Here is a 22,815-nt window from a genome sequence, read left to right as displayed (position 1 = left end):
GCTCGGCAGCCGCCGCTCTCTCGGGCGCGATCAACCATTTCGACCGGCTGACGGACGGGCATCACCCGATCCTCATCGAGCAGGGCGTGGAAATGGGCCGTCCGTCCTTCATCCACCTGCATATGGATATCGAAGGCGGGGGCATCTCGAATGCCCGGATAGGCGGTCAGGCGGTGCGGATTGCGACCGGCACGCTCGACCTTTGATTTCATTGCATTTCCAGCTCCTGACAAAAAAACTTTGCAATTAACCAAAGAATTTTCGACGGGGCGCTAGACAAGCCGGACGATCCTATTTATATGCCCCGTCACACCGCGCAGCCAAGCGCGGACGGGTGATTAGCTCAGTTGGTAGAGCAGCTGACTCTTAATCAGCGGGTCGTAGGTTCGAGCCCTACATCACCCACCAAATTCTCCTTCGAAGAGAACAGAAGCCAGAAACAAGGCCTTTGATATCAAAGGCTTGCTGGCTTTTTCTGTTCTTCTGAGTCCGCCGCCTCTGTTTGCGGGAATCAGCGGTCTTCTCTTTCCAAATATTCTGCCCTTGCCCCAAGGCGCCCCCGGTATTTAACTCGCTGGAGCGAAGTCCTTGCTGCGGCATCTACCGTCGCAAGCCTATCCCTGGAGGAATGGCAATGAGCGATGACAAACAGAACAATCTCGGCGAACATCGGCTGGATGAGAAGGTGCTCAATGTGCTCGGTGCCTATCACCAGCGGATCGACGAGGAGCGTGGCACACTGCGCCAGGAGGCGCCGGGCGGGCGCGATGGCGGGCAGGATCAGCGGATGCGGGCGGTCGGTCCGGAGACGGGGCGGTTTCTCAACATTCTCGTCCGAAGCCTGACGGCGCCGACCATTCTCGAGCTCGGCACTTCCTTCGGCTATTCCGGCATCTGGCTCGCCGAAGCTGCGCGTGCAACCGGCGGGCGGCTGATCACCATGGAAGTGCATGGCTACAAATCCGCCCACGCGCAGACGATGGCGGAGAAGGCCGGGCTTGCAGACCATATCGATTTCAGGGTGGGCGACGCGGTCGCCATGATCCGTGAATTGCGAGGCAAGGTTGATTTCGTGCTCGTCGATCTCTGGAAGGATCTCTACCTGCCATGCCTCGAAGCCTTCTACCCGAAGCTTAATGCGGGTGCAGTCATCGTTGCGGACAACATGATCTATCCTACGACCGAAGACGTGAAGATCTATGCCCGGGCCATCCGCGCCAAGCCCGGGATTACCAGCGTGCTGCTGCCGGTCGGATCGGGGCTGGAGGTCAGCCGCTACGAGCCCTGAGTATCAGGCGGATTTTCACCAGAGGCCGGGAAACAGCCGGTAGCTCACCTTGCGGCAATAATCCTCATAACCGGGCAGGTTCCGGCGCAGATGGCCTTCCTCGTCGAGGAGGCGCAGGATCAGGCCGATGAAGATCAGCGGCACGATGATCAGGCCCCACAGGGAGGAGAGGGCAAGCGGAATGCCTGATGCCAGCGGCAGGACGGCGGCATACATGGGGTGGCGCACGAGAGCGTAAGGGCCGGTGGAGATGACCTTCTGGTCCTCAGAGACCTGGATGGTGGCCGAGGCAAAGGTATTTTCCCTGAGGACGAAGACGATGAACAGGAAGCCTGCCGAGATCAGCAGATTGCCGAGAATGATTGCCCATACCGGAACGGTCGACCAGCCGAAGCGATAATCGAGTGCTGAAACCACGATGAGCGCGACCATCACGACGCTGGTGAAGAGCTGGATGCGCTTCTGCACCGGCTCCGTTTCGGCGGCCGGGCCGGCGCGCATGCGCTTTTCCAGAAGTGCCGGGTCTCGATAATAGAAATAGACCGATGAGCCGGCTGACCAGGCGGCGAAATTGATGATGAACAGCCAGCCCTGCCAATAGGCGAGCGTGCCCGCCACCAGGAAGACAATGACGGCAAGGGCCACGAGAAACTTGGCGTTGGCTTCGGCGGCCCTGCGGCCGAGATCGGGTGCTGCATTCTGCATGACGCCTCCTGTGCTCATGCTCCGCAATCCACCTTGCGGCTTCGCCTTTAGAATATGCAAAGCAGATGCGTGATATCAAACCATCGCCGGAGGCACGGGTTCCGATCATCAGGGCAGGGGTGCTCTGTCTTGTGTGCTTTCAGGCGATTGGTCATGCTGCCCCGCGGGGAGCAAGGAGATTCGGTGAAAATGGGCAAACCCGTTGATGGTGCTGACGTGAAGACGAAGCTTTCCATCGTCGCGCCCTGCTACAACGAAGCCGAAGGCTTGAGCGAATTTTGCCGGCGGGCGAAGGCGGCGGCGGAAGCCGTTGTCGGTCAATCCTTCGAGATCGTCCTCGTCGATGACGGCTCCAGCGACAATACATGGGGGGTGATATCGGGGCTTGCGGCAGACATTCCGCAGGTGCTCGGCGTCAAGCTTCTGCGCAATCACGGCCACCAGCTTGCGGCGACCTCCGGCCTTGCGGTTGCGCGCGGCGAGCGCGTCCTGCTCATCGATGCCGACCTGCAGGATCCGCCGGAACTGCTGGCCGAGATGATGGCGATCATGGATCAGGGCGCCGATGTCGTTTACGGGCAGCGCAGCGAGCGCAAGGGCGAGACGAAATTCAAGCTCATCACTGCCTCTGTCTTCTACCGGCTGCTGACGCGGCTTACCTCCATCTCGATCCCGCAGGATACCGGCGATTTCCGGCTGATGAAGGCGCGGATCGTGCATATCCTCCTCAACATGCCGGAGCGACACCGCTTCATCCGTGGCATGGTGAGCTGGATCGGCGGCAGGCAGGTGGCACTGCGATATACGCGTGATGCCCGCTATGCCGGGGCGACGAAATATCCGCTGCGCAAGATGATCCGTTTCGCCATCGATGCGATCACCAGTTTCTCGATCATTCCGCTGCGCGTCAGCGCCTGGATGGGCCTTATCTCGGCCGTCTTTGCGGTCGGGCTTTTGATCTATACGCTCGTGCAATGGTTCGAGGGCAATGTCATTACCGGCTGGTCGAGCATCATGGCTGCCGTATCGGCCTTGAGCGCCATCCAACTGATTGCGCTCGGCACGCTCGGCGAATATGTCGGTCGCCTCGTGCAGGAGCATAAGCGCCGGCCGATGTTCATGATCGACTGCGTGGTGCAAGGCGAGGTCACGTCCGAATTGCCCGACGATTTCTCCGAACTCGATACCGCCAGCCGCAGGTCGGAGCTCGGCAGGCTTTCGGCGGCAAGCGTGAGCGCGAACCCGATTGAGGCGGCTGTTGGCCGCTGATCTCGGATTGTTGACAAAAGTCTCGGACCTGGCGGCATTTGACCTTTCCGATCCGGCATAAGGGGCGTATGCACACTGTATCCCTCCGCGCGGCTTGCCCTGTCGGTTTTCCCGCCTTTCCCGCGCAATCCGGAATTCGCATTTGGCAGATCGATGACTGCAGTTCAGACGAGTGAGAACATAGATGAGGCGGCAAGCGTCCGCCAGGCGAAGATCGTAGCGCTCGTCGTTGCCGTTTCCTTCTTCATGCAGATCCTCGACGGGACGATCGTGACCACCTCGCTGCCGCAGATGGCGACGAGCTTCGGTGTGCAGCCGGTCGCCATGAGCATCGGCATCACCGTCTATATGCTCACCATGTCGGCCTTCATTCCGCTTTCCGGCTGGCTCGGCGACCGGTTTGGCGCGCGGCGCGTCTTTCTCGTGTCCATTGCCGTCTTCACTGCGGCATCGTTGTTCTGCGGCCTGTCCGGAAGCCTCACCGAATTCGTCATTGCCCGTGCGGTACAGGGTATGGGCAGTGCGCTGATGACGCCGGTCGGGCGTATCATCGTGCTCAAGAACGCCCGCAAGTCCGAGCTGGTGCAGGCGATCGCGCTGATCACCTGGCCGGCGCTGACCGCACCCGTGGTCGGCCCGGTGCTCGGCAGCTTCATCACCACCTATGCCAGCTGGCACTGGAACTTTCTGATCAATATCCCGATCGGCCTCATCGGTATCGCGCTGGTGCTGCGCTTCGTGCCGGAACAGCGCGAGGAACGGGTCGGGCCGCTCGATATCAAGGGTTTTTTCCTCAGTGCGGCCGGGCTGACCCTGCTGCTTGCTGCACTTGAACTGTCAGTCAAAGCACAGGCCGGCTTCGTGCCCCTCGTCGTGCTGCTTGCCGCCGGCATCGTGCTTTCCGTCATGGCGACGCGGCACTTCCTGCGGGTCGACAATCCGCTGCTCGATCTGGCCGCCTTCAAGGTGCAGACCTTCTCGATGACGACGCTTTCGGCGGGTACGGCCTGCCGTGTGGCGATCAATGCGACGCCCTTCCTGCTGCCGCTGCTCTTCCAGCTTGGCTTCGGCCTGAGCTCGATTGCCGCCGGCACCTATCTCCTGGTTTATTTCCTCGGCAATCTCGGCATGAAGGTGGTGACGACGCCGCTGCTGCGGTATTTCGGCTTCCGCAACGTGCTCTTCTTCAACGGCGTCATCGCCGCCGGCTCGATCGTCGCCTGCGGCTTTCTGACACCTGATACTCCCGAGGTCGTCATCTCGGCGCTGCTCCTCATTGCCGGGCTTTCCCGCTCGATGGAATTTACGGCCCTCAACACGCTGTCCTTTGCCGATATCGGCCCGGCGCGGAGAAGTTCGGCCTCGACGCTGTCGAGCATGCTGCAGCAGATTTCCATGCTGCTTGGCGTTGCCGTTGCGGCCGCCGTGCTCAACATTTCCGCGGGGTTTCGGGGTGCCGCGGACCCCGTTCTTGGTGACTTCCGCTGGGCTTTCTTCGTGGTTGGCATGATCGGCTTTTTGTCCTGCCTGCGCTTCCTGCAGCTTTCAGCCGATGCGGGTGCCGAAGTTTCACACCACCGCCGCTTTCAAAAAAGCTGACTTACCCTCGGAACCATTTGCCTTTCCCTGCGTTAACGGCCTGATTTTCAGTATCTGTGTTCGCGATTTTATTAGAGGGGCTTCCGGCCGCAGCCGGGCAGGGGTCGACATTCTCGATGGCATTCTCCTTCGATCCGTCTGGCATCAGGCGTCACATCATACCAAAGGACAGGTGCTGTTTACGCGCGCCTGTCGATGCAATACGACAGTCTCATGCAGAAAGACTCGGCGGCCTCACAGCCGGTATTGCTGCGGGAAAATGCCCGGAGGCAGAATGAGCGAGTCCAGCGGCGGTACGGGTGAAGCGATCCGTATCCTCTATATCGATGACGACGAAGAGCTTGCGCTGCTGATGCGGAAGAATCTCGGCCGTCGCGGCTTTAAGCTCGAATGGGCGAGCGACGGAGCGACCGGCCTTGCGATGCTTTCCGAAGGCGGTATCGAAGCCGTCGTTCTCGATCATGTCCTGAAGGGCGAAACCGGGCTTGAGATCCTGCCGCGCATTATGGAAATGCCGGATCATCCACCGGTCATCTACGCCACGGGTTCCGGCGATACGAGCATTGCGGTCGCAGCGCTGAAGGCTGGCGCCGACGATTATGTTCTGAAGGGCATTTCCCCCGATTATTTCGATCTTCTGGCCGCGGCCCTCGAACAGGGGCTGGAGCGGGCGCGCTTCCGCCGCGATACGGCGCAGGCGCAGGAGGTGATCCGCCAGCAGCGTGACCATGCGGAAATGCTGCTTGCCGAAGTCAATCACCGCATCGCCAACAGCCTCGGCCTCGTCGGCGCGCTGATCCGCATGCAATCTTCCATGACCAGCGACCAGGTGGCGATCGACGCGCTGCAGGAAACGCAGATGCGCATCAATGCGATCGCCAGCGTCCACCGCCGTCTCTACACCAACCGGCAGGTCGGCACGGTGCAGGTGGATGAGTATCTGAGCAGCCTCCTGACCGAACTCGAAGCCTCGATGCGCGACGAGAAACGGCCGCATCGCGTGGTGCTGACTTCCCAGCCGGTCAATCTGGCGACCGACAAGGTCATCACGCTCGGCCTGATCGTCAGCGAACTCGTCACCAATGCCTTCAAATATGCCTATCCGGACGGCAGCCCGGGTGAGATCAATGTTATCGTCGAGCAGGAAAGCGATGTGCTCAGGGTCACCGTCGAAGATGCCGGCCAGGGCTTTGATCCTTCCGGCCCGGCGAAGGGAACCGGTCTCGGCTCGAAGATCTTGACCGCGATGGCCGGCAGCCTGAAATCCGAACTTAGTTACGATCCGGAGCATCGCGGCACGAAGGCGATACTGGTCTTTACAGTAAGCTAAACTGTAAGCTGACGCCGGGGAGGGGCATGAACACGGATATCGTCTGCACGCCCGGCGAAGTCTATGATTTCTGGTTCGTCCGCTGCAGCCGGAAGGAATGGTTCGGCTCGAGCGCCGAACTGGACGAGGAAATCCGGTCGCGATTTCGCGCAACCCACCTGTCGCTTGCCCTTCAGGTCACCGAGGAATGGCGCTCCAGTCCTGAAAGCCGGCTTGCCGCCGTGATCGTGCTCGACCAGTTTCCGCGCAATATCTACCGGGCAACGCCGCTTGCTTTTTCGACCGATGGACTGGCGCTGCGCGAGGCGAAGATGGCGCTTGCCGTCGGCGCCGATCAGGCCGTCGAGGGCATCCGGCGGACTTTCTTCTTCATGCCGTTCGAGCATGCGGAAGACCTCGCCGAACAGGATCGTTCGGTGGCGCTCTTTACCGCGCTCGGCGATGAGGAGTTCCGTGACTATGCGCTCCGCCACCGCGACGTGATCGCCACATATGGGCGTTTTCCGCATCGCAATGCTATCGTCGGACGGGAGTCGAGCGAGGCCGAACTGGCGTATCTGGCGCTTCCCGGCTCCGGTTTCTGAGCCGTTATCTGGAAATTCCGCCTTTCTGTCGCCTTTCTTTCCTATAAGAAGCGGTCAATGACCTGATGAGACGAATCCACGCGGGGACTTCTTGCGCTTGACACACTGGCTGCTTCGCACCGTTCTTCTGTTGTCGCTGGCTGTTGCCGGCGTGCATCTCGATGGAAAAGCCGCTTTCGCGCAGGCCCCGCAGCCTGCGGCCGAGGCCCAGACGCAGACGGCCCCGGCTCAGGCAACTGGGACCCAAGCAACCGAGACCCGGGCAACCCCGGCCCAACCGGTGACGGCCGAGGCGCCCCTTGCCAGCAGCGCGCTCGACCAAGCGCTGAAGGATATCGACAAGGCGAAGAACCAGCTTGCTTCGCTGCAGGACCGCGTCAAGCAGAATGCCGATAATGACGACGCTCTGGTCGAGCTTGCCGGCCAGACGGATGAACTCGGCCGCGGCGTTATCGCCACCTCCGTCAGCCTGCGCCCGCGTTTCGATCAGATCAAGAGCCGCCTGGCCGAGCTTGGCGAACCGCCGAAGGACGGGCAGCCGCCGGAAGCGCAGATCGTTACCGAGGAGCGCAATGCGCTGACATCGGAACGCTCTCAGATCAATGCCGTAACGGGTGACGCGGAAAACCTGTCGATCGCAATCACCAAGCTTTCCAACGTGATCACGGCGACGCGCCGCCAGCTCTTTGCCGATACGCTGTTCCGGCGCACCGAAATCTCCGTCTCCGTTTTCGACGATGCGACCAGCGCCTTCGTTCAGGAAGTGAGCGAGTTTTCCCAGACGTTTTCGAGCTGGATCACCTTCGTATGGAAGTTCAAGAGCCTGTCGCTTTTTGCGGCGATCTTCCTGTCGCTCGCGACGGCCTTGATCCTGCTCTCTGGCGGCTACCGGCTTTTCGGCCAGTATCTGCGGCGCGACGTCCATGTTGAAGAACCGTCCTATATCAGCCGGCTTGCCTTTGCCTTCTGGTCGACGCTGATCCGCACGGCGGCGCTCGATGTGCTGCTGGTGACGTCGCTGATCTTCCTCGACGGCTTCAATGTGCTGCGGAGTGACATCACGCCCGTCATCGGCGCGCTCTTCGGCTCGATCGGCCTTGTTTATTTCGTCGGCCGCTTCGTCAACGCCGTCTTTGCGCCGAATGATCCGTCGTGGCGGCTGGTGCGCCTTTCCAATCTCGGCGCCCGCTCGGTCGGCTACTGCCTGATCGCCATGGCCGTCGTCAACGCGCTCGACTATCTCTTCGGCGCCATCGGCGAGGCGATGGGATCGCCGCTGGTCCTGACCGTCGTGCGCAGCCTGCTTGCGGCGCTGATCATCGGCCTCATCCTGATTGCCGTGTCCTTCGGAAAACCGATGCTGGCGAAGAATGGTGATCCCGATGCGCCGGGCCGCCACTGGCCGCGCGGCATGGCGATCCTGCTGCGCGTCTTCGGTGCGGGCCTCATCTTTGCGGCGCTCTCGGGTTACGTGGGTCTGGCGCGTTTCGTCGCCACCCAGCTCATCATCACCAGCGCCATCATCGTGACGACCTATATCGGCCTGCTGCTCGGCAAGGCGATCTCGCGGCAGGATAATTTCGGCGATACGTTCCTCGGGCGTTTCCTGGAAACCCGCTTCAAGCTCGGGCCGGTGGCGATCGATCAGGTGGGGCTGGTCGTCGGCCTCTTGATCTATGCGGTGGCTCTCTTGACGGGTATTCCGCTGATCCTGCTGCTCTGGGGTTTCCATGTGCAGGACCTGCAGCTGCTTGCCTACCGGCTGTTTACAGAGGTGCGGCTCGGCGGCATCAGCATTTCGCTGCTCGGCATCTTCACCGGCATCCTGCTCTTTGCCGGCGGCTATCTCGCGACGCGCTGGGTGCAGAAGTGGCTGGACAGCAATGTCATGGCGCGCAGCCATGTCGATCTCGGCGTGCGCAATTCGGTCAAGACCGGCATCGGTTATCTCGGCGTCGGCGTGGCGGCGATCTTCGGCATCTCGGCGGCGGGCATCGACCTTTCCAATCTTGCGCTCGTTGCCTCGGCGCTGTCGGTCGGTATCGGTTTCGGCCTGCAGAACATCGTTTCCAACTTTGTCTCCGGCCTGATCCTGCTCGTCGAGCGCCCCTTCAAGGTGGGCGACCATGTCGTTTCGGGAACGGCCGAAGGCATCGTCAAGCGCATCTCGGTGCGCGCGACCGAAATCGAGACCTTCCGCAAGCAGTCGATCATCGTGCCGAATTCGGAGCTCATCAACGGGCTCGTCGGCAACTGGACACATCGCAACAAGCTCGGACGTTCGGAAATCCCTGTTTCCGTCAGCTATGAGGCCGATCCGCGCAAGGTGATGGATATTCTGCTGGAACTGACGGCGGCCGTGCCGCTGATCCTGCGCAATCCGGAACCGCATGTCGAGTTCCTGCGCTTCGGGCCTTACTCGCTCGATTTCGAGCTGCGCTTCTTCCTGGCCGATATGGGCGATGGCCTGACGGTGCGTAACAATCTGAGGATCGAGATCCTCAGGCGCTTCAAGGCGGAGGGCATCGAGATCCCGCTGCCGCAGAGCGATCTGACCATTCACCGGCAGGCGAATGCAGATGCGGAGAAGGTGCTTGTCCAAAAGCCTGATGAGCCCGAGGAGGCTGCGGCTGAAGACGAGGTCAAGGAAATAGAGACGGTAGAAGACGAGCGGCCGGTGCGCCAGTTGCGCGGCAAGACGGCGGACGGCAAGCTCAAAGGCTGAACGGGTCATTCAGCGCTCATTCACGGGTCTTGCGCTATAACCTCATGCAATCGATCGCTGCTGGGGCAGCGACGAGCGCTCCAGGGGAGGGCGTGTAGCCCATGTCGCATACCGTGACACGAACCGCAGTCGCATTTCTTCTTCTCCTTTCCGCAGCACCTTTGGCGCTGGCCGCCTCCGTTACCAACAAGGATGATGCAGCCGTGGTGCTGACCGTCACCGAAGGCGGCAACCGCGTCGAAGTCGTCGTCGATGCCGGCGCATCCGAACGGGTCTGCCCCTCCGGTTGCTTCATGACGACGCCTGATGGCGACCGTATCGGGCTTTCCGGCGACGAGACGATCGAGATCGTCAAGGGTTCCGCCGTCATCAAGTGACGGCGGCTTCGGCCCGGCCACTATCGATTTTTATGAATTTTTGAGCCTTGCGGCTTTTGACGCTTGTCTATTTGCGCCTCGTCGCGGCAAGCTTTTCGCATGTCGTAAACAGGCCTCTCATGACGCAGGCCTCGCTGCATAGTTCGCGAAGATGGTTCGTCCGGCTTGAGCCGCCGGATATTGGGAGTTCGTCCGGTATGGGCTGCCGGACTTCGATAAAAGAGGGTATTTCTCCATGAAGTCACATGCGCGGGCAGTGGTCATCGGCGGCGGCGTGGTCGGCGTTTCGACGCTCTATCACCTTGCGAAGAAGGGATGGGGCGACAGCGTGCTCATCGAGCGCAAGGAGCTGACATCAGGCTCGACCTGGCATGCAGCCGGCCTGCTGCCGCTCTTCAACATGAGCTATTCGGTCGGCCAGATCCATAAGTATTCCGTCCGTTTTTATCAGGAACTGCAAGAGGAAACCGGCATGAATGTCGGTTTCAGCAAGGTTTCCAACATTCGTCTCGCCCGCACCAAAGATCGCTGGGACGAATTCATGTACTATGCCGGCATTGCCGAGACGATTGGCGTGAAGGTCAATATTCTCACACCTGAGCAGGTGAAGGAAATCTGGCCGCTCTGCGAGACCGATGGGCTGCTCGGCGCCATCCAGCATCCCGATGACGGCTATATCCAGCCGGCGGACCTGACACAGGCGCTTGCCAAGGGCGCGCGCGACCGCGGCGCCACGATCTACCGCAACACGACGGTCACCGCGATCGAGCAGCAGGCTGACGGGCTCTGGAAGGTGACGACCGACAAGGGCGAGATCACCGCCGAACACATCATCTCCTGTACCGGCAACTTCGCCCGCAAGACCGGCGATATGGTCGGCATCAACATTCCGGTCATCCCGGTCGAGCACCAGTATATCGTCACCGAGCCGCATCCCGATATCCTGGCCCGCAAGGCCAAGGGTCTGCCGGAAATGGGCGTGCTGCGTGAAGCAGACAGCGCCTGGTACATGCGTGAGGAAAATGGCGGGTTGCTGCTCGGTCCCTACGAGCAGGGCGCACCGGTCTGTTATGTCAACGGTCCCTCTGATGACAGCGAATATGAGCTCTTCCAGGAAGAACTCGAGCGCCTGATGCCGCATATCGAAACCGCGATCGCCCGCGTGCCGGCCTTCGGCGAAGTCGGCATCAAGAAGGTCTATAACGGCGCCATCGCCTATACGCCTGACGGTAACCCGATCGTTGGCCCCGCACCGGGCCTGAAGAATTTTTGGCTGAACGAAGGCCATTCCTTCGGCATCACCGCCGCCGGCGGCGCCGGCTGGCAGCTTGCCGAATGGATCGTCGATGGCGAGCCGACCGTCGACATGATAGGCGTCGATCCGCGCCGCTTCGGCCCCTATGCCAAGGAAGGCTACCTCATCGCCAAGAACGAGGAAGCCTATGCCAACGTCTTCACCATGCACTATCCGGATGAGGAGCGCGCAGCCGCCCGTCCGCTGAAGACGACGCCTGTCTACGAGCGCCTGAAGAAGCTCGGTGCCGTTTTCGGCTCCGTCTATGGCTGGGAGCGCGCGAACTGGTTTGCGCCTGAGGGCTACGATCTGCCGAAGGACCAGATCGGCGTCGGCGCCGATGTGCTGACCAACCACAATCATTCGGATCCGACCGAAGACGGCCGCATTCTGGAACGGTGGTCGTTCCGCCGCTCGAACTATTTCGAGCATGTCGGCAACGAAGTCATGAACGTCAACAAGAATGTCGGCGTTCTCGACATGTCGGCTTTCGCCAAGGCGCTGGTCACCGGCCCCGGTGCGCGCGCATGGCTGGAATCGATCTTTGCCAATGCGATTCCGAAGAAGCGCGGCCGTATCGCGCTCTGCCACATGCTGACCAAGGAAGGCGGCGTGCGCGCGGAATTTACTGTCTATGAAAGCGCGCCCGGCACCTTCTATCTCGTCTCGGCCGGCGCCTATGAGGCGCATGACCATGACTATATGCGCAAGCTGTTGCCGGCAGACGGCAGCGTGAAGTTCACGCCGATCACCCAGGCCTATGGTGTCTTGGTGCTTGCCGGTCCGAAGTCGCGCGATGTCCTGAAGAAGCTGACGCGCACCAGCCTCGACAACAAGGATTTCCCCTGGCTCTCGGGCAAGGAGATCTCTGTCGGTGCGGCCAACGCCCATGCGCTGCGCGTCAATTTCGTCGGCGAGCTTGGCTGGGAGCTGCATCACCCGATCGAGATGCAGAACTATATCTTCGACAAGCTGATGGAAGCCGGCGCCGAATTCGGCATCAAGCCCTTCGGCATCCGCGCCATGCTCTCCATGTCGGTGGAGAAATCCTACCGCCTGATCCCGCGCGAAATGTCGATCGAATACAATGCCTATGAATCCGGCCTCGACCGCTTCATCAAGCCGGAGAAGGAATTCCTCGGCCGCGACGGCCTGCTTTCCTATAAGGAAAAGGGCCTGAAGTGGAACTTCGCGACGCTCGTCGTGGAGACCGGCAATGATGTCGACGCGCGCGGTTCGGAGGCGATCTACAACGAGGCGGGAGAGCTGGTTGGCCGTGCCACCAACGGCACCTTCGGCTTCCGTATCAACCGCTCGCTGGCGCTTGCCATGCTGCGGCCCGATTACGCCAAGGAAGGCACGAAGCTGAAGATCAAGATCCTCGGCACGACCTACAACGCCACCGTCGTCGGCGAGAGCCCGTTCGATACGGAGAACGCCGCACTTCGGGCGTGATTTCTTAATCATATTGACAAGAAAAAGGCGGCCGCACCATCGGCCGCCTTTTTCATAGCTGGCTATGGCAAGCCGATTAATAATTATTCAAATGAATTCATGTAACCGTTTCGTTCGGGGACAGAATTTCCACTTTAAAGGTTTGCCATGGCGTTTCTAGGTATTTCGGGGATGCAATATTCCGGAGAAATGTTTGCCGGCGCGCGTATTATCCTCGCTGAAGATTCCAACGTCTTCACGTCGATGATCGGAAAGCGCCTGAAGGAGCTCTTCGATATCGATGTCGAGATCTGCCGCAGCTTCGAAGAGCTGCAGCTTTCCTACGACAAGTCTTCCGATCCGATTACGCTCGCGATCTCCAACATCAACCTGCCGGGCGCCGAAAACGGCGAGGCGCTGGAATATCTGGTCGATCTATCGATTCCCACGATCGTCTTCACCGGCACCTTCCATGAAGGCATGCGCGACAAGCTGCTCGCCAAGGATATCGTCGACTATATCCTCAAGGACAATATCTTTGCCGTCGACCTGCTGGCGGAATCGATCTGTCGGTTCCTCACAAACCATCGCCATCACGTGCTGATCGTCGATGACAGCGCAACGGCCCGCGCGCTGCTTTCCAGCCGCCTGAAGCGCTATAATTTCCGCGTGAGCACCGCCGAGAGCGGCGCCAAGGCGCTCGAAATCCTCAAGGCCAACCGCGATATCGGCCTGATGGTCACCGACTATAACATGCCCGATATTGACGGTTTCGAGCTGACGCGCCGCATCCGCGCCTCGATCGGCTCGCACGAGCTGCGCATCATCGGCGTTTCCTCCTCTTCCAACCGCTTGCTTTCGGCGCGGTTCCTGAAGGCCGGCGGCAACGATTTCATGCTGCGCCCGTTCATCGACGAAGAGTTCTACTGCCGCGTCAACCAGAACCTGGATACGCTCCTGCAGATCCAGTCCATGCGCAAGGAACGGGCTGTTGCCTGACCCTGCCGCAAAGATCGGGTGCAGGGAAACGGCTCCGTGATCGGCCCACACCTGAAAGACATGACGGAAGCTCATATTTCTGCAATCGCAGGTGTTGTTGCCGTCATTTGCCTCTTCACGGAAGAGGAGGCCTCGGCTATCGTCCGGCACGGCAAGAGGGGGCGAGTCGACCCCCTCGGGCGTGCGGAGGGGTAGGCAGCTGTGACATTCCAGGGGGATTTTCAGCGGGAGAATGCAGGTCCTCGGTTTGGAGGAATTCGCATACTTCTGGTTGAGGATTCCCGGATGTTTTCCGCCGTGCTCCGCCATCGGTTCCAGACCGAACTCAACCTCAGCGTTGTCTGCTGCTCCTCGCTGAAAGCGTTGCGCGAAGCGCTCTCGCAGGACGGCCACGGCTGCAGCATGGCCGTCGTCGACCTGAACCTGCCGGATTCGCCCTATGGAGAGGCGCTCGACTGCACGATCGAGCACGATATTCCGGCCATCGTCTTTACAGCGACCTTCGATCTCAATACCCGCGCCCGCATCCTCGAGCGCAACGTCATAGACTATGTGCTGAAGGATAACGAATTCGCGCTCGACAATCTGGTCGCGACCGTGCGCCGGGCGATCATGAACCGCAGGACGCGGGTGCTCGTTGTCGACGACGTTTCATCGGCGCGTCAGGTACTGGTCGATCTCCTGAAGGCCCAGCAATATATGGTCGTCGAAGCGAGTTCCGGGCTCGAGGCGATTGCGTCACTCGAGGCCTATAGCGATATCGAGCTTGTCGTCACCGATCACCATATGCCCGATATGAGCGGCTATGAGTTGACGCGGCGCATCCGCCACCGGTTCGGCTCTGACAAGCTGCGCGTCATCGGCGTTTCCTCCTCGAACGACCGCATGCTCTCGGCAAGCTTCCTGAAGGCCGGCGCCAGCGACTTCGTCTACCGGCCGTTCGTCGCCGAAGAGCTCCAATGCCGCATTGCCAACAATGTCGAGACGCTGACGCAGATGAAGCAGCTGCGCGCGGCGGCGGCCTGCGATTACCTGACCGGCCTCTATAACCGGCGCTATTTCTACGACAACGGTCCGAAACTGGTGAACGAATGCCTGCGGCTGAAGATGCCGAGCGCGGTCGCCATTCTCGATATTGATCATTTCAAGCGCCTCAACGACACCTATGGCCATGAGATCGGCGACAAGGTGCTGAAGGCTGTCGCAGACAGGCTGCAGACGATTTTCGAAGGCAGCGACAATCTTCTTTCGCGCCTCGGCGGCGAGGAATTCGCCATTCTCTTCCCGCAGATGGATTCGCTGGCGGCCACCAAGCTCTGCGATGAGATCCGCTCGGATATTTCCCGCCTCACGGTTACGGCCGACGATGAGGAACTGTCGGTGACGGTATCTATCGGTGTTGCCGAGATCACCGGCTACGAGACCTTCGAGAACTATCTGAACGCGGCAGACCAGTTCCTTTATATGGCCAAGCACAAGGGGCGAAACCTTGTCTATTCCGATGCCAAGATGACGGAAGAGGCGGCGCAGTAAGTGCCTTCGGTCGTCATCTTCGGCCCTGTGCCTGATACCTGCTACATCAAAATATCCAAACGGTAGCAGATGCTCGGGATAAGCCTGACCATGGCGGAGCAGGGGAATGCCGTCGTCAGAATCTCAAAGGCGGCTCCATGAGCCGCCTTTCTTGTTCCATTGGGGTGCCCGTCGTTGTGGCTCAGGCCGCAACTGCCTGCTGGCGGGCGGTGGCCATGGTCATCTTGCGATCGGCGCGCTCCTGCTGCGGTGAGCGCTGGTAGAGTTCGCGATAACACTTGGAAAAGTGCGAGGCGGAGACGAAGCCGCAGGCGACGGCGACTTCGACGACCGGCATGGAAGACTGCACCAGCAGGTGACGAGCGCGATCGAGACGGATTTCGAGATAGTAGCGGGCGGGGGACCTACCCATTTCCTGGCGGAAGAGGCGTTCGATCTGGCGGCGCGACAGGCCGGCACCCTCGGCGATTTCGAGCAGCGAGAGCGGCTCGGCGAGATTGCCTTCCATCAGTTCGATAATCGACAGCACCTTGGCGTTCTGGACGCCGAGGCGGGCGCGTAGCGGCAGGCGCTGGCGGTCGTGCGGGTTGCGCACGCGATCGGTCAGGTGCTGCTCGCAGATGCGGTTGACGAGGCTTTCGCCAAAATCCTCGCCGACAAGGTTCAGCATCATGTCGAGCGATGCCGTGCCGCCGGCGCAGGTGTAGAGATTGTTGTCGATCTCGTAGAGGTCGGCATAGACCTCGGCCTGTGGAAAAGCCTCGGAGAAGCCCGGCAGGTTTTCCCAGTGGATCGCGCAGCGCTTGCCGTTCAGGAGACCTGCCTGGGCAAGCACATGCGCGCCCGTACAGAGCGAACCGACGGCGACGCCGCGATTATAGGATTCGCGCAGCCAGGCATTGACGGATTTATTGTTGAAGGTCTCGACATCGATGCCGGAACAGACGAGCACCATGCCCGGCCGGTTTTCGCCACCGAGATGGCGGCGCTCTTCGGCGAGCGATGAATTGGCTTCCACGCCGATGCCGCAGGAGGAATAGACCTTTTCGCCGTCGACCGAGCTCAGGCGCCATGTATAGGCCGGATAGCCGAGCATGCGGTTTGCGATCCGCAGAGTATCCACCGCCGCCGCAAAGGGCAGCATGGTGAATTGCGGAACCATGAAGAAGACTACGGAACGTTTCTTGAGCTGCATCTTGTTCATTGGAAAATCCATGCTCGAGGGCGACTGCATATTGGTCGCGTGGAATGCGTCGTTCCGATGTCCCAAAAGCGACACTGGCATGGATAAATGCGGCTAGGAAGAGCAAATCTGCGACATGATCAGTGATTTGCGGCGCGAGCGAAGCAAAAGGCGTCGCTGTGGGGGCGTAGTCCTGTGAAATTCACCAGGGAAAAGGCAGGCGGCGGATATGAAAAAGGCGGTGCTGCTTGGGACAGGCACCGCCTCTAGCTTGGGAGGTATGTCGCATTCATTGCATGGTATTGCATTCATGAGCCCTGTCGTTAGTGAGCTCTGTCCTTGCCGGTCTCATCGGCGCTCGGCCAACCGATATCCTTGCGGATGTCGAAAGGCATGGATTCGATCTGGCGTTCCGTCTGCCACCGGCGCCATGCGCGCACGAGCTTATCGGCATAGGAGCCGAACGAGGAATGTCTGCTATAGGACGACAGGCCCTTGCCGCCATCTCTGTAGGTCATTGAGGTCATTGCCGTTTCCTTTCCTTGCAAGATACAGGATTGCCGTATCCTTGAAGTGAAATATGCGCTTGCGGCACTCATCATTCAAACGAATAGATTTCATGGGTACCATAAGCGATTTTGAACTATCGCTGCTGCTCGTCCAGGGCGGGCAGGGCGCAGATATCGGCCGCAAGATGCGGCGGATAATGCTTCATTTCCTGCCTGATCCGTTCGCGTACCGCCACCCGAAACATGCGCGCGCGAAACGCGAAGAAGGCCTGGAGGATGTTGAAGCCTAATGTCTGCGACATGATCGGCCTCCTTTTCTTCAGCCTCATCGTCACAACTAAAATATAGGTGCTGCGGCTGGTTCAAACAAATGAAATGAACTGGGTCTTAGGTTCAGAGAAATTGAAAGATGAGGGCGCGCGTAGAATGGCTGTGACGGGCTGCCTTCGGCAGCGCTTCGAGCCTGTCGGGCGATACATAAACGGGTGGACGGCGGGGACGATCCACGCAGCCGCGGTCAGATGACCATCTGCTCTCCAAGCTCCACAACACGGTTGCTGGGGAGCTGGAAATAGTCCGAAGGGTCGATGGCGAAGCCGGCCATGGCGATGAAGAGCCGGTCCTGCCAGGCCGGAAGGCCGGTATTCGGATCGCCGACGAGCTTGCGCCTGCCGACGTAGAACGAGGTCGACATGATCTCGAAATCGAAGCCCGCCTTGCGGCAGAGCGGCAGGGCCTTGGAGACGTCCTGATCCTCCATGAAGCCGAACAGGAGCTGTATCTTGATGAAGCGCTCCGACAGCTTTTCGATCGTCACCCGATCCGTTTCCGGCACATAGGGGCGCGGGGCGGTCTTCACATTGAGGATGACGTTGCGGGCGTGAAGAACGCGATTGTGCTTCAGATTGTGCAGGAGTACGCCGGGCGTCATGTCGGGGAGGCTGGTCAGGAAGATCGCGGTGCCAGGGACCTGGGCGGGAGCGTGATCCGACTTCCGTTCGATCGACGCCAGAAACTGCATCAGGGGTACGTCGTTGCTGGCGGATTTCTGGCGCACCAGCAGGGTTCCCTTCTTCCAGGTCCACATCATCACCATCAGCGCGCCGGCGATCAGGACCGGGACATAGCCGCCGTCGTGGATCTTCAGGAGGTTCGCGCCGAGAAAGATGCTTTCAAGGACGAGGAGCGGCAGGAGGGCTGCCAGTGCCGTGAGCACGTTCCATCCCCAGACGACGCGGAGAAATTGGAAGGACAGGATCGTCGTTACCACCATCGCACCAGTAACCGAAATCCCGTAGGCGGTGGCAAGGGCCTCGGAGGAACCGAATGCGAAGATCAGGGCAAGCACGCCAATAAGTAGCGCCATGTTGACGGCCGGGACATAAATCTGGCCGGTGTTGGAGGCTGAGGTGAAGCAGATCTCCAGTCGCGGAAGGAAGCCGAGATGGATCGCCTGACGGGCAAGAGAGAACGCCCCGGTAATGACCGCCTGGCTGGCGATGATGGTGGCGGCGGTGGCAAGAATGACCACCGGAAGGATCGCCCATTCCGGAAACAGCAGGAAGAAGGGATCAGACGCAGCCTGCGGGTTGGCAAGCACAAGCGCACCCTGGCCGAGATAGTTGAGGAGGAGGGATGGGAAGACCACTGCGAACCAGGCGACCTGGATCGGCTTCCTGCCAAAATGGCCGAGGTCCGCATAGAGCGCCTCGGCGCCCGTCACCGTCAGGAAGACGGCGCCGAGCACCACAAGGCCAATGAGGCCGGCATGGGTGATGAAGTCGAAGGCGTAGAGCGGATTGAGTGCTGCGAAGATCGTGGGATCGTCGGCGATGTGGACAAGTCCACCAAGGCCCATCACCGCAAACCACAGGAGCGTTATCGGGCCGAAGAGTTTCGACACGGACGCGGTGCCGACCGACTGGACGAAAAACAGGAGCAGCATGATCGCGACGGCGATCGGCAGGATGTAGGGCGTGAAGACCGGAGTTACGAGCTTCAGCCCTTCGAGCGCCGACAGCACCGACAAGGCAGGCGTGATCATCGCGTCGCCGATGAACAGTGCTGCGCCGATGATGCCTGCGAAGAAGAAGATGGTCGCGTGCCGGCTGGTCTTTTTCATGAGGAGAGCCAGCAGGGAAAGGGTTCCGCCTTCGCCTTCGTTATCCGCCCTCAGCAGAAACAGCACGTATTTGAACGTGACGATGACCGTCAGCGTCCAGATCATCAGCGAGATCAGCCCGATGACCTCGTTTGAGGTGACGCCGTCATGGACGAAGGGCCGAAGCGCTTCGCGGAAGGCGTAGAGCGGGCTCGTCCCGATATCGCCATAGACCACTCCGATCGCCCCGAGCAGGAGGGCCGCAAACTTTTGCTGGCCTGCATGAGACCGGTCTGCGTCGTGAGTGGTGGCGGACATGGATATTCCTTGATGGTTGTCGGCCCTGAAGGCTGTTCGGAATGAAAGATATGGGGCGTAAGGCTGAGAATGGCACTCGATCGCGTGAGGGGGCGTTAGAAGATCGTACCGATCAGTTCTCCGCCCGTGCCTCGTCCTTCGTCAGCGCGCTGACGAGAAGCTTGTCGACGCGCCGCCCGTCGAGGTCGATCACCTCGAATTTCCAATCGTTCTTGACGAAGGTCTCCCCGAGCTCGGGCAGGTGCTTCAGTTCTTCCAGAACGAGACCGGCGACGGTCTGATATTCGACGTCTTCATCGACCGGGAAGTTCATGAATTCCGAAAATTCGTCGATCGGCGTCCATCCGGAAACCAGGTATGAGCCATCCTCGCGTCGCTTGATCGCCGGTTCCTCGCCGGAAGCCGCGTCGCCGAAGACGCCCATGATCGATTCGAGGATGTCGCCTGAGGTGATCACACCTTCGAAGTGGCCGTATTCGTCAAAAACCAAGACCATATGCTGTGACGACTTGCGAATGGATTCGATCACCGAGGAGGCGGGAGCGAGATCCGAGATGATCGGAACATCGTGTACCAGCGTCATGATGTCGACCGTCCGGTTGGCTTCAAGGGCATCGTAGTAATCCTTGACGGCGAGAACGCCGAGAACCTCGTCGGAGCTGCCCTTGCGGGCCGGCAGTCGCGTTCGCGAGGTCGACTGGATGGTCTTGCGGATCTCCTCGGCGGAATCTTCGATATCGACCAGCTCGACGTCGCGCCGCGGCGTCATGAGCGCGCGCGCCGTTCTGTCGGCAAGGCGCATGACGCCGGTGATCATGGCGGATTCCCCGCTCTCGATCACGCCGGCACTCTGGGCTTCGGCGAGAACCGTCTTGATCTCCTCGTCGGTGACGCCATCGGCGTTCTTTCCGGACTGCCCGAGCAGGGCGAGAACGAGTTTGCCCGAGCCGTCGAGCAGCCAGACGAGAGGCAGAGCCGCCTTCGACAGGTAGGTCATCGTCGGAGCGACCCTGGCGGCAACGGCTTCCGGCGCGCGAAGGGCCATCTGCTTGGGCACCAGCTCGCCGATGATGAGGGAGAGATAGGTGATTGCCACGACGACCGTACCGACGCCAAGCCCGTCTGCCCAGGCATTGGGAAGTCCCTGCGCCAGCAGCCAGGTGGAGAATCGCGCGCCGAGCGTCGCACCCGAGAAGGCACCTGACAGGACGCCGACGAGGGTGATGCCGATCTGAACCGTCGACAGGAAGCGGCCGGGATCCTCCGCGAGCCGCAGAGCCAGTCTCGCTCCTCTGCTTCCCTGATCTGCCATAACCCTGAGGCGTGCCGGGCGGGCGGAGACGATTGCGAGCTCCGACATCGCCAGGACGCCGTTGAGGATGGTGAGGAGGATGACGATGGCTATTTCGGTATACAAACTTTGGCCTGTTTCGATGACAATGATCCGTCGAAACTATGCGATCTCGCCTCGCTTTGCGAGGGTTCCCATCAAAGATCATGGCGCTTGGCAAGATAATTGTGGCGGGACTTCTCGCAGTTAGCGCAACTGGAGAGCCGCGAGACGGCATCTCCTTGAAACGGCGCCTCATATAGTCCGTGGCTCATAAACCCACTCTTAAGGATCTGTTGACCATAATGAAGGCTTAACGCCGCCCACGTGTGCGGTGCCTGTGATGTTTTCGTGTCTCGCACCAAGGACGAAGTCTGTGTCCCTTCATCAAGCCATCGCCGCCATTCCGACGACCGCATCTGCGTGGTTTCTGTCTGTCGTCGCTCATCGCATGGCGATCGTTGCGGCCTTCGTTTTTGCTGTCATGGCCGGATCGGGCGAGGCAGCGGCCGAGGACCGGGCGCTGAAGCTCTACTTCACGCATACGGGCGAGCGGGCGACGATCGTCTTCAAGCGCAACGGCAAGTACGACCAGCGCGGCCTCAACCAGATCAACCGCTTCCTGCGCGACTGGCGCCGTAACGAGCCGGCGAAGATGGACCCGCGGCTGCTCGATCTCGTCTGGGAAGTCTATCGCAAGAGCGGGGCGAAGGAGGTGATCCACGTCGTTTCCGCCTATCGCTCGTCTGCCACCAACAACATGCTGCGCAACCGTTCGCGCAATACCGGTGTCGCCAAGCGCAGCCAGCATATGCTCGGCAAGGCGATGGATTTCTATATTCCAGGCGTCAAGCTTGCGACGCTGCGCGCGCTTGCCATGCAGATGCAGGTCGGCGGCGTCGGTTATTACCCGACATCGGGCTCGCCCTTCGTGCATCTCGATGTCGGCAATGTGCGCGCCTGGCCGCGCATGTCGCGCCAGGAGCTGGCACGGCTGTTCCCTGACGGTCGCACGATCCACCTGCCGGCGGATGGTCGGCCGCTTCCGGGCTATCAGGTGGCGCTTGCCGAGCGCAAGAAGGGTATCCGCTCTGCACCGATCGAGATTGCCGCAAGCGAGGATGAGGATGACGATGCCCCCGTAACGCCAAAGGCAGCGGCACCGATCCTGCTGACGGCACGCGCAGCCGCACCTGTGAAGGCACCTGATCCCGTCGTGACCGGAAGCCTTGTCACCGCCATGCTGCCGACACCGCAGAAGCGGGCCGAGATCGGACTGGCGCCGCAGCTTGCCAAGCCCGAGGACAAGGCGGTTGCCGACCGGGCCTTTGCCGATCTTGCCTCATTGACCGTTCCGCTGCCGGTGCTGCGGCCTGTTGAAATCGAGGCCGTGGAAAGCGAGACGCCCGCATCTGTGCCCGCGGTTGCGCCGGTGCTGGCATCCGTCCAGCCGGCCCCGGCGGATTTCACGCGCTTCGTCGTTGGTCGCAAGCCCACCAATACCACAGATATTGCCGACCGGCTGACCCATCCCGCACCGACGGCCGAGCAGATCGCGGTGTTGCCGGTCTCCGCGTCGGAACATGTCTCGGGTGGCGTCGGCGAGATGTCCGCACGAGCGCTGATTGCCTGGGCAGTGCGGTCGCCGGAAACGTCAGTTGAATTCACGGCGCCTGCGATGATCGGCAATACCTATCCGAAGGGTGCTGGCAAAGGCAGGGCGGTTGCTTCAGGTGCGGCTGGAACCAGCTTCAAGACCAGCCGTTTCGGCACCGAGGGCTGAACTCAAATAGGCTCGATGGTGGTCGCCCTACAAAAATAGGGGGCAGATTGACTTTCAATCAAATGGAATGATAATCCTCGGTCATTCAGAAAAATTGAAAGATGTGACGATGACAATCCCGTTTCGCCGTCCCATTCCTCTGCTCGACAATGACGTGCTGCGCACCTTCGTGGCCATTGCAGAGACCGGTAATTTTTCGACTGCGGCCGAGACCGTGTTCCGCACGCCGTCGGCCGTTTCCATGCAGATCAAGAAGCTCGAAGAGCAGCTTGGCGTGACGCTGTTTCGCCGCGATGCGCGCTCGGTGACGCTGACGCAGCATGGTGAAATGCTGCTGTCTTATGCGCGCAACATCCTGGCGCTTTCCAACGAGGCGGTCTCGCGTTTCATCATGCCCGAGCTCAGTGGCGTGGTGCGGCTTGGCGCGCCCGAGGATATCGGCGAGCGGCTGCTG

Annotated in this window: 18 protein-coding genes, 1 tRNA gene and 1 pseudogene; 14 read left to right on the top strand and 6 right to left on the bottom strand. The window is 60.4% G+C overall.

Translation table 11 applies throughout. From position 1 onward, the window contains the following. The 3 genes and pseudogenes from PMI11_RS13655 to PMI11_RS13645 form a co-directional block, all read left to right on the top strand. A pseudogene (locus PMI11_RS13655) lies at positions 1-206 on the top strand (PhzF family phenazine biosynthesis protein); the annotation flags it as partial. A 126-nt stretch (positions 207-332) separates the two neighbouring features. Next, positions 333-408, top strand: a tRNA-Lys gene (locus PMI11_RS13650). Positions 409-673: 265 nt separating this feature from the next. Then, complete coding sequence (locus PMI11_RS13645) at positions 674-1,288, top strand: O-methyltransferase (protein WP_037071299.1); 615 nt, start codon at positions 674-676, stop codon at positions 1,286-1,288. Between the two features lie 15 nt (positions 1,289-1,303). Here the strand turns inward: PMI11_RS13645 and PMI11_RS13640 are convergent, their stop codons facing one another. Further along, positions 1,304-1,993 carry a methyltransferase gene (locus PMI11_RS13640; protein ID WP_007817876.1) on the bottom strand — a complete coding sequence of 230 codons (690 nt, stop codon included), beginning with the start codon at positions 1,991-1,993 and terminating at the stop codon, positions 1,304-1,306. Between the two features lie 189 nt (positions 1,994-2,182). Here PMI11_RS13640 and PMI11_RS13635 point away from each other — a divergent pair, with 189 nt between their 5' ends. The 9 genes from PMI11_RS13635 to PMI11_RS13595 all read left to right on the top strand — a co-directional run bounded on the left by PMI11_RS13635 (position 2,183) and on the right by PMI11_RS13595 (position 15,137). Next, positions 2,183-3,262, top strand: a complete 1,080-nt coding sequence (locus PMI11_RS13635; RefSeq protein WP_051034574.1) for a glycosyltransferase family 2 protein — start codon at positions 2,183-2,185, stop codon at positions 3,260-3,262. A 153-nt stretch (positions 3,263-3,415) separates the two neighbouring features. Next, positions 3,416-4,861 (top strand): MFS transporter, encoded by a 1,446-nt coding sequence (locus tag PMI11_RS13630; RefSeq protein WP_007817872.1) that lies wholly within the window; start codon positions 3,416-3,418, stop codon positions 4,859-4,861. A gap of 274 nt (positions 4,862-5,135) precedes the next feature. Continuing rightward, on the top strand, positions 5,136-6,191 hold the full coding sequence (locus tag PMI11_RS13625; RefSeq protein WP_007817870.1) for a sensor histidine kinase: 1,056 nt from the start codon (positions 5,136-5,138) through the stop codon (positions 6,189-6,191). Positions 6,192-6,217: 26 nt separating this feature from the next. Continuing rightward, positions 6,218-6,775 carry a DUF924 family protein gene (locus PMI11_RS13620; RefSeq protein WP_007817868.1) on the top strand — a complete coding sequence of 186 codons (558 nt, stop codon included), beginning with the start codon at positions 6,218-6,220 and terminating at the stop codon, positions 6,773-6,775. Between the two features lie 91 nt (positions 6,776-6,866). Then, positions 6,867-9,500, top strand: a complete 2,634-nt coding sequence (locus PMI11_RS13615; protein ID WP_037071293.1) for a mechanosensitive ion channel family protein — start codon at positions 6,867-6,869, stop codon at positions 9,498-9,500. A gap of 101 nt (positions 9,501-9,601) precedes the next feature. Further along, the gene (locus PMI11_RS13610; RefSeq protein WP_007817864.1) at positions 9,602-9,877 is read left to right on the top strand and encodes a hypothetical protein; all 276 of its coding nucleotides are present in this window, start codon (positions 9,602-9,604) and stop codon (positions 9,875-9,877) included. 235 nt (positions 9,878-10,112) lie between these two features. Continuing rightward, on the top strand, positions 10,113-12,626 hold the full coding sequence (locus PMI11_RS13605) for a GcvT family protein (RefSeq protein ID WP_007817862.1): 2,514 nt from the start codon (positions 10,113-10,115) through the stop codon (positions 12,624-12,626). Positions 12,627-12,773: 147 nt separating this feature from the next. Then, positions 12,774-13,604 carry a response regulator gene (locus tag PMI11_RS13600; protein ID WP_007817860.1) on the top strand — a complete coding sequence of 277 codons (831 nt, stop codon included), beginning with the start codon at positions 12,774-12,776 and terminating at the stop codon, positions 13,602-13,604. 201 nt (positions 13,605-13,805) lie between these two features. Continuing rightward, entirely contained in the window at positions 13,806-15,137 is a 1,332-nt protein-coding gene (locus PMI11_RS13595) for a diguanylate cyclase (protein ID WP_037071290.1), read from the top strand. A 181-nt stretch (positions 15,138-15,318) separates the two neighbouring features. Here PMI11_RS13595 and PMI11_RS13590 read toward each other — a convergent pair whose 3' ends face one another. The 5 genes from PMI11_RS13590 to PMI11_RS13575 form a co-directional block, all read right to left on the bottom strand. After that, a complete protein-coding gene (locus PMI11_RS13590) occupies positions 15,319-16,341 on the bottom strand; it encodes a GlxA family transcriptional regulator (protein WP_007817853.1) in 1,023 nt (340 codons plus the stop codon). A gap of 302 nt (positions 16,342-16,643) precedes the next feature. Beyond that, positions 16,644-16,847, bottom strand: coding sequence for a hypothetical protein (locus tag PMI11_RS13585; RefSeq protein WP_007817850.1), 204 nt, complete (start codon positions 16,845-16,847; stop codon positions 16,644-16,646). 116 nt (positions 16,848-16,963) lie between these two features. After that, positions 16,964-17,131 carry a hypothetical protein gene (locus tag PMI11_RS37700; protein WP_007817848.1) on the bottom strand — a complete coding sequence of 56 codons (168 nt, stop codon included), beginning with the start codon at positions 17,129-17,131 and terminating at the stop codon, positions 16,964-16,966. A 215-nt stretch (positions 17,132-17,346) separates the two neighbouring features. Further along, entirely contained in the window at positions 17,347-19,248 is a 1,902-nt protein-coding gene (locus PMI11_RS13580) for a potassium transporter Kup (protein WP_007817846.1), read from the bottom strand. Positions 19,249-19,360: 112 nt separating this feature from the next. Further along, positions 19,361-20,665, bottom strand: coding sequence for a hemolysin family protein (locus PMI11_RS13575; RefSeq protein WP_007817844.1), 1,305 nt, complete (start codon positions 20,663-20,665; stop codon positions 19,361-19,363). A gap of 364 nt (positions 20,666-21,029) precedes the next feature. On the opposite strand from PMI11_RS13575, the gene PMI11_RS13570 reads away from it, so the two are divergent. Continuing rightward, the gene (locus tag PMI11_RS13570) at positions 21,030-22,361 is read left to right on the top strand and encodes a DUF882 domain-containing protein (RefSeq protein WP_037071294.1); all 1,332 of its coding nucleotides are present in this window, start codon (positions 21,030-21,032) and stop codon (positions 22,359-22,361) included. A 109-nt stretch (positions 22,362-22,470) separates the two neighbouring features. Beyond that, the coding region (locus PMI11_RS13565; protein ID WP_007817839.1) for a LysR family transcriptional regulator at positions 22,471-22,815 on the top strand (345 nt) is incomplete at its 3' end.

The sequence above is a fragment of the Rhizobium sp. CF142 genome, assembly GCF_000281145.1.
Taxonomy (GTDB): domain Bacteria; phylum Pseudomonadota; class Alphaproteobacteria; order Rhizobiales; family Rhizobiaceae; genus Rhizobium.
Note: the sequence above shows the minus strand (reverse complement) of the source record. Positions and strands in the feature narration are given on the sequence as shown.

Bases quoted from the DNA above. Each gene is read 5' to 3' on its own strand.
- PMI11_RS13640 (WP_007817876.1), bottom strand. From the start codon at position 1,993: ATGCAGAATGCAGCACCCGATCTCGGCCGCAGGGCCGCCGAAGCCAAC.
- PMI11_RS13635 (WP_051034574.1), top strand. From the start codon at position 2,183: ATGGGCAAACCCGTTGATGGTGCTGACGTGAAGACGAAGCTTTCCATC.
- PMI11_RS13630 (WP_007817872.1), top strand. From the start codon at position 3,416: ATGACTGCAGTTCAGACGAGTGAGAACATAGATGAGGCGGCAAGCGTC.
- PMI11_RS13625 (WP_007817870.1), top strand. From the start codon at position 5,136: ATGAGCGAGTCCAGCGGCGGTACGGGTGAAGCGATCCGTATCCTCTAT.
- PMI11_RS13620 (WP_007817868.1), top strand. From the start codon at position 6,218: ATGAACACGGATATCGTCTGCACGCCCGGCGAAGTCTATGATTTCTGG.
- PMI11_RS13610 (WP_007817864.1), top strand. From the start codon at position 9,602: ATGTCGCATACCGTGACACGAACCGCAGTCGCATTTCTTCTTCTCCTT.
- PMI11_RS13605 (WP_007817862.1), top strand. From the start codon at position 10,113: ATGAAGTCACATGCGCGGGCAGTGGTCATCGGCGGCGGCGTGGTCGGC.
- PMI11_RS13600 (WP_007817860.1), top strand. From the start codon at position 12,774: ATGGCGTTTCTAGGTATTTCGGGGATGCAATATTCCGGAGAAATGTTT.
- PMI11_RS13590 (WP_007817853.1), bottom strand. From the start codon at position 16,341: ATGAACAAGATGCAGCTCAAGAAACGTTCCGTAGTCTTCTTCATGGTT.
- PMI11_RS13585 (WP_007817850.1), bottom strand. From the start codon at position 16,847: ATGACCTCAATGACCTACAGAGATGGCGGCAAGGGCCTGTCGTCCTAT.
- PMI11_RS37700 (WP_007817848.1), bottom strand. From the start codon at position 17,131: ATGTCGCAGACATTAGGCTTCAACATCCTCCAGGCCTTCTTCGCGTTT.
- PMI11_RS13580 (WP_007817846.1), bottom strand. From the start codon at position 19,248: ATGTCCGCCACCACTCACGACGCAGACCGGTCTCATGCAGGCCAGCAA.
- PMI11_RS13570 (WP_037071294.1), top strand. From the start codon at position 21,030: ATGGCGATCGTTGCGGCCTTCGTTTTTGCTGTCATGGCCGGATCGGGC.